The organism is Myxococcales bacterium, from assembly GCA_016720545.1.
Lineage (GTDB): Bacteria > Myxococcota_A > Polyangia > Polyangiales > Polyangiaceae > JAAFHV01.
In genome coordinates this window covers 22,040-28,308 of sequence record JADKKK010000022.1, presented here as the reverse complement: position 1 = coordinate 28,308, position 6,269 = coordinate 22,040, and the positions used below count along the sequence as shown (strand labels likewise).

The 6,269-nt window shown below is 69.3% G+C and carries 5 protein-coding genes and 1 pseudogene; 2 read left to right on the top strand and 4 right to left on the bottom strand.

The window, feature by feature from the left end; genetic code table 11:
* Window positions 1–701 (top strand): three-Cys-motif partner protein TcmP (tcmP, locus tag IPQ09_25340; protein ID MBL0197487.1); only part of this gene is annotated, 701 nt, incomplete at its 5' end.
* A 160-nt stretch (window positions 702–861) separates the two neighbouring features.
* On the opposite strand, the gene IPQ09_25335 is transcribed toward tcmP, so the two are convergent.
* From IPQ09_25335 to IPQ09_25325, 3 genes and pseudogenes are all read right to left on the bottom strand, one after another.
* Complete coding sequence (locus IPQ09_25335; GenBank protein ID MBL0197486.1) at window positions 862–1,680, bottom strand: AAA family ATPase; 819 nt, start codon at window positions 1,678–1,680, stop codon at window positions 862–864.
* A gap of 55 nt (window positions 1,681–1,735) precedes the next feature.
* Window positions 1,736–2,965, bottom strand: a pseudogene (locus IPQ09_25330) (DDE-type integrase/transposase/recombinase).
* A gap of 226 nt (window positions 2,966–3,191) precedes the next feature.
* Window positions 3,192–3,734 carry a hypothetical protein gene (locus IPQ09_25325; protein ID MBL0197485.1) on the bottom strand — a complete coding sequence of 181 codons (543 nt, stop codon included), beginning with the start codon at window positions 3,732–3,734 and terminating at the stop codon, window positions 3,192–3,194.
* A 169-nt stretch (window positions 3,735–3,903) separates the two neighbouring features.
* Between IPQ09_25325 and IPQ09_25320 the strand changes: the two genes are divergently transcribed.
* Entirely contained in the window at window positions 3,904–4,677 is a 774-nt protein-coding gene (locus IPQ09_25320; GenBank protein ID MBL0197484.1) for a hypothetical protein, read from the top strand.
* A 245-nt stretch (window positions 4,678–4,922) separates the two neighbouring features.
* On the opposite strand, the gene IPQ09_25315 is transcribed toward IPQ09_25320, so the two are convergent.
* A complete protein-coding gene (locus tag IPQ09_25315) occupies window positions 4,923–6,146 on the bottom strand; it encodes a hypothetical protein (GenBank protein MBL0197483.1) in 1,224 nt (407 codons plus the stop codon).
* Window positions 6,147–6,269: the final 123 nt, after the last annotated feature.

The window sequence follows — 6,269 nt, the reverse complement described above, 5'->3', positions numbered from 1 at the left end:
AGGGCTTCCGCGAGAACCTGCTCGAGGTCTACAAGAAGCAACGGAAGCCAATCCCCCCGACCTTCGCGTTCATCGACCCGTTCGGGTGGACCGGCGCGCCCTTCTCCCTGGTGAAGGAGATCCTGGCGAACCAGAGCTGCGAGGTGCTCATCAACTTCATGTTCGAGGAGATCAACCGGTTCATCGAGCACCGCGACCAGCCCAACAACTTCGACGCGTTCTTCGGCTCGGACGAGTGGCGCAGGGTGACGACGATCGGGGAGAAGAAGGCTCGACGCGAGTTCCTTCACGGGCTCTACCTCAAGCAGCTCCGAGCGGCTGCCGGAGCCAAGTACGTCCGGTCCTTCGAGATGCGCAACGACAAGGACGTGAGGGACTACTTCCTCTTCTTCGCCACCAACAATTGGAAGGGGATGGCGAAGATGAAGGAGGCTATGTGGAAGGTCGATCAGTCCGGCGAGTTCCGGTTCTCCGATGCCACGAACCCTGCCCAAGAGCTTCTCTTCAGCCGTGAGCCCAACTTCGACGGGCTCCGACGGGCCGTCGTCGCCAGGTTCAGCGGGAAGGACGCCACCGTCGCCGAGGTCCAGGACTTCGTGCTCGCCGAGACCGCCTACCGGGAGACCCACTACAAGAAGCAGGTGCTCGCGCCCCTTGAACGCGAGGGCAAGGTCACCCCGGTGCGCGCGCCGGGTGGTTGATGGCGATGTCCGCCGCCTTCGTGAGGCCCATCGTGTCGGCGCGCGCACCGGCAGGGCAGTATGGCCATCGCGCGGAGCGGTCGTGCGCGCCACGAGCGATGCCCCGCGACGGCGGCGCGGGGTCGCGCTGCCGTGCGGGGCATTAGGGGTGGCGTGATGGTCAGTCGAAGCGAGTGATGGGCTCGGCGACGCGGGAGACGGTCTCCCTGTCGACGAGCTTCTTCTTTCGCCTCGCGGCGTCGCGGAGGGCCGCGGTGCCGAGGCGGTCGATTTCGCGGAGGGCGCCTTCGGAGGCGTCGTGGAGCGCGGCGAGCGCGTCGTCCGGGAAGAGGGCGCGGTCGCAGCCGATCGCGGCGAGCCGGTAGCGCACGTACTCCGCCGTGTCCTCGACCGTGGCTGGCGGGACGAGAAAGCGGGAGTGGATGCGCGTGAGGAGCGATCGATGGGCGCGCCGACCCAGGCTCGACTCGAGCTCCGGGAGGCCGACGAGGACCAGCGAAAGCAGCGCCTTCGCGTCCCATTCGTAGTTCATCAGGATGTGCAGATGGGCCAGCATGTCGGGATGAAGGAGGTGCGCCTCGTCGAGGAGGAAGACCGGATGGAGCCTCTCGCGGCGCAGGCTCTGCACGTGGGTCTCGACTGCCAAGAAGAGGTTCGCGGCGGTCGACGAGGGCTGGAGGCCGAGGGCGTGGCAGAGGTAGCGGTAGAAGTCGCGGCGGCCGAGCGTCGCGTTAGGGCAATAGGTCAGCCGGAAGCCCGCCTGCGGTAGCCGGTTGCGCAGCGCCCGTAGCACGCACGTCTTTCCGACGCCGGGCTCGCCCATGAGCAGCACGCTCTCGCGTGCCTCGAGGGCAGCCTCGATTTCGCTGACGAGCGTGGCCTTGGTCTCCGGGAGCCACAGCTCGTGGTCGTCCACCTCCTTCGAGAAGGGCGGGGCCCGGAGGCCGAAGTGGGCAGCGAAGTCAGAAGATCGCGTCATCGTCGTCCTCCTGGTCTTCGTCCGCCGCGAGGGTCTTGCTCGTGATGTCCGCCGCGAGGGTCTTGCTCGTGTCGAAGTCGACGGGCCGACCAGCTCTGGCGGGCGGCTCTCGGCGAGGTGGACGCTGCCGACTTCCGTTGAGCAAAGGGTCGACGACGAGGAGCGGGATGCGCTTGTCGTCGAGCTCGATGACGGGGACGCTGTCGTCGAAGTGGCTCTTCGCGATCGTGACGATCTGCCCCGCGAGATAGCCGAGCGGGACCTCGTAGAGCACACCGCCAACGCTGACGGTTGTGTCGCGGCGGACACGGCGGCGCACGCGCATGGTGAGCGCCTGGCGGAGCTCGTCCTCGGAGACGCGGACCTTCTCGCCCTCCGCGAAGACGGTGGCCGGCGCGCGGCCGAGGATGCCTGCGTGCGGCGTGGACTGGTAGTAGCGCGCGAGCCAAGTGCGGAGCTTCGCCTCGACGTCGGCGAGCGAGGCGACCTGACCGATGTGGTCGAGCGCCTGCTCCCGCATGCGACGCCAGAAGCGCTCCATTTTGCCGCGCGCGGGGGCGTCGTAGGGTTTGGCGTGGAGGAGCGTAATGCCGAGTCGCGCGCACGCGAGCCGAAGGATGTCGCCGCGGTAGGTCGCGCCGTTGTCGAGATAGAGCGCGTCGAATTTGCCGTGCTCCATGAGCGACTGCGTGAAGAGCGAGAGCATCGTCTTCTCGCGCTCGTCGGGAGCCACCCGCAGCGCGACGACGTAGCGTGAGGCGTCGTCCATGAGCGCGTGCACGCGCACTGGCGTCTTGCGTCCGTCGAGGGTGAGCGTGGGGCCGTGGCACACGTCTCCGTGCAAGAGCGCGCCGGGCCGGGCAGCATGCCACCGGAGTCGGGTCTTCGTGCCGTCGCCGTCGGCCGAGGCCGTACGCACGAGGCCCTTTTCGGCAAACATGCGCCGCACCGTGCACTCGGTCACTTCGGGGCCCACGCGGCCGTCCGCGCCGAGCGTGCGCAGGATGAGCGTGACGCTCACGCTCGGGTGCTCTCGACGGATGTCGCAGAGCAGCTCACGCAGCGCAGGATTCAGCGCGCGCCCTCGACCGCGATCGCCGCGAGCGTGCGGGATGAGGGCCTTCAGCCCGCCCCGTTTGAAGGCGTAGAGCCAGCGCTCGAGGGTGGGCACGGAGTAGGTGCGGGTGGTGTCACTGTCGGGCGGGCGTACGCGCTGCGCGCTCAGGCGGCGTAGCGCCTCTGCGCGTGCGCCATGATCGAGCTCCGCGCTCGCGAGCTCGCCGATGAGGGCGTGGCGAAAGACGGCCACTTCCTCGCCGTGATTCTTCGGTGTCAGGTTGTCCATGGGTCTCCTTGGTGGGCTCAATGCCCGCGAGGACTTCGTGACAGGTCCGGACGGCCTTTCCGCCGATCCTCCTCAGTGGATCTTCAGGGACCTCGCGCGCCGTCGTGGTGTTCGTCGACGTCGGCGCACCGAGTGCGCCGGCGTAAGGCGACTACGCGGTCTCGGATCACGCCGCCGCACATGCTCCAGCGAAGGCAGACGAGGCGAGATCGGCACCGGGGGTGTGACCTCCGCGGGCCGCGAGCGCGAGAAGGACGTAGCGGGCGACGTCTCGCCGCCCGAGCCCGTCGAGGCCGGCCACGGCGAAGAGGCGCATCTCGCGGACCGCGTCGAGCCAGCGCACCAGGGTGATCCAGCGGTCGACGGCGGAGCCTCCCACGGTGCGTCGAGGGCTCGTCCGGGCACGCGCGTCGGCCGTGGTCCCGCCGCCCGCGAAGACGGCGAGCGCGACGGAGATCGCGCCCGCGCCGTACCAGCGCCGAACCACGAGGCCCCGCGGGCCGACGATGAGTACGGCGTCGCACCTGCGGCAACGGTAGCGCCGGAGCGTCACCACGCCTTGCTCGGGGACGCCGTCCGCCGCCGCGGGGCCCTGGATCTGCCGCTCGACGAGCCCGTGCCCGACGATGATCAGCCGCTCTCCGAGCGGACTCGAGGGGGCGCCGCAACACGGGCACGAGCCTGGCCGCGCCTGCGCGCACGTGGGCATCCCGGCGATCCAGGACTTGATCCCGAGGCCGCTCGCGACGAATCTATCTGGGCTTCGTTGCTTTTCGATGCCGGCGAAGCACGACGGAGAGGGGGCCCGGCCAAGAGACCCTTCTCCGTCTTCTTTCTCTGTGTGCTCTCCCTCCCCGCCTTCCTACCGGTCGATCGCCGTGTTGACCATCACGCTCGGCTTGGCGGCGCGCCTGGCCTCCATGCCCATCGATGGGCTCGCGCGGCGCTGGGGCGCGGAGGAGAAGGACATCGAGCAGGAGGTGCGCCCTACGCCGGCAGGCGATCAGCTACCCGGTGCGCCAACAGCTTGGCGGAAGGGACCAATGACCTTCAAGTCCAACGTCAAAGCTGCTGCCGAGACTGCTGCCAAGAACCTCAACTGCCTGAAGCTACGAACGGTTCGGCTCTACACGCCGTATTGGAAGAAGGGGAAGACCTACGGCTGGATGTCGCCCATGGACACCGACGGAATCCTCGTTGCCGAGCGTACGGCCGAAGGGGGAACGAAGACCGGAACGCCTCCGACCAGCGTGAAGGTTCCGCCGCTTCTCGTGGCGGTGCTCATCCAGTCCGAAGAGGCCACCGGGATGACCAAGCCCAACCCGTATGGGAAGGCGAGCGTTGTGAACGTTCCACTCGGACTGTGGGTGGATCGGGTCGATTGGGTCGATGTCCTCAAGAAGGACGGCACGAAGAAGGCGAAGCAGCGGCCCGTCGTGACCAGGGCTCGCCTCGACCACGTGTGGGTGATGTTCATCACCCGCGACGACCTTCACGGTGTTCATAGCAATCTCGAAGTCGTCACCACCGCACATCGGGACTCCTGGTACGTCTCGTTCCCGCCGAACGCGACGGCCGCCACCATGGCGGAAAAGATCGACGCCGACGTTCGTGGCTTCCTCAAGGGCAAGGGCCGCCCCAAGGCCCCGTAGTCTCGCGCCCACTTGTTCACGCACTCGCGTCCAGAATCGCCGCCGGAGCGTCGTCGGGGCGCAGCGGTTGGGCGAGAGTGGGCTCCCGGAGGCCTCCCGGAGGCCTCCCCGCAGGGAAACGACGGTCGGCGAGGGCTCTCGGGTCGGCGCGGCGGTCGAGCTCGGGCGTCGCCAGGCCCCCGGCTTGCGGTCGTGAGGGACCCGCGGGGCGGCGGCTCCGTAAAGGCGCGTCGTGCAAGCCCGTCTCACGGTCGGATCCGAGCCAGCTGGATGCGCCCCGGATCGCCGTACGGTGAGAACCAGGGGCTCCATTGACCCGAGCCCTCGATCCAGGCAACCACCGCGTCGGTGCCCTGCCTCACCATCTGCTGGGAGCTCTGCTGCGTGGGGCTCTGCGATACGTGAAACGGCTCGGTGACCGTCGCGCCCGCGGGACCGATCCGCATCGCGTCGAGCCCTGTCGCTTCGCCACTCACCGAATAGCCCGCGAGCAGCACCACGGTGTCGGCGCCGTCCGCGTACACCGGGCAAGTCCCGAAGTAGGTCTTCGCGAGCGGCACCCTCGCGCCGATCGCCGCGCCGTCTCGATCCAGCGGCACCCAGAACTTGTTCGTCGGGTTCCCGAAGTCACTGTACACGAGGCGCGCCTCGCTCCCCGTCCACGCGATCTGTGCGTACTCGCTCGTGCTCCCGACCGGGTGGGTCACGCTCACGAGGCGCCCCGCGAGGTCGATGCGTGCGACGGCCACCCCCTCGCCCGCCCCGTCGCGCTGGGCGAGCAGGAACCCGTCGCCCACGAACACGCCACCGCCACCGTCCAGCGCCGCGCGGAAGGCCACCACGGGGGCCGTGGCCTCGGTGCCGTCTTCGTTCAACAACGCGGCGTGGACCCCCTCGTCCTCCCACACGAACAGCGGACCCGCGCCCGGACGCGCGGTCAGCGCGGGCTGATTCGCACCCGGGACCACGCGGGCGGCCCCGCGAGCGCCCCCTTGGGCATCGAGCGCGCGCACGGTGACCCCGGCGCCTCCCTGAACGGCGAGGATCCAGCCGGTGGGCACTGCAGCAATCGCCACTCGCCGCTCGTACAGCGGGGCGAAGCACTCCGTCGCGAAGGTCGTGTGCGCGATACGCGCGAAGTCGCGCGCGTAGAGCGCGACATGCACCGTCGCGCCGCCGCCGGGCGCCGTCTCGGCGACCCACGCGAGCGCCACGGCGTCGTCGGTGGCCGCGAGGGAGAGGGCTTCCGGCGCGACGGTGTCGGCCGCGACGCGCCCACACGCGACGATGGAGCCGCCCCTCGCGCAGGCATCGCAGTCCCCGGTGTCGTAGTCGCACGTCGTGTGGCAGCGAAGGGTCCCGCCGCCGTACTTGAGTGAGGCGCAGGTCGCTTCGCCGAGGTCGGCGGCGTCACACGGCTCGGTGACGCGGAGGCTTTGCCTCTGTTGGTCCCCGGCCCCAAACGTCACGACGCAGTCGTCACGACGCGCGTTCCCGCAGAGCCCTCCGCACGTCTTGAACCTGGGGGAGGCGCCGAAACACGCGGTCGGCGTTGGCACGTAGCGGCCGTCGGGCGCGGCCGCGTCACTGCC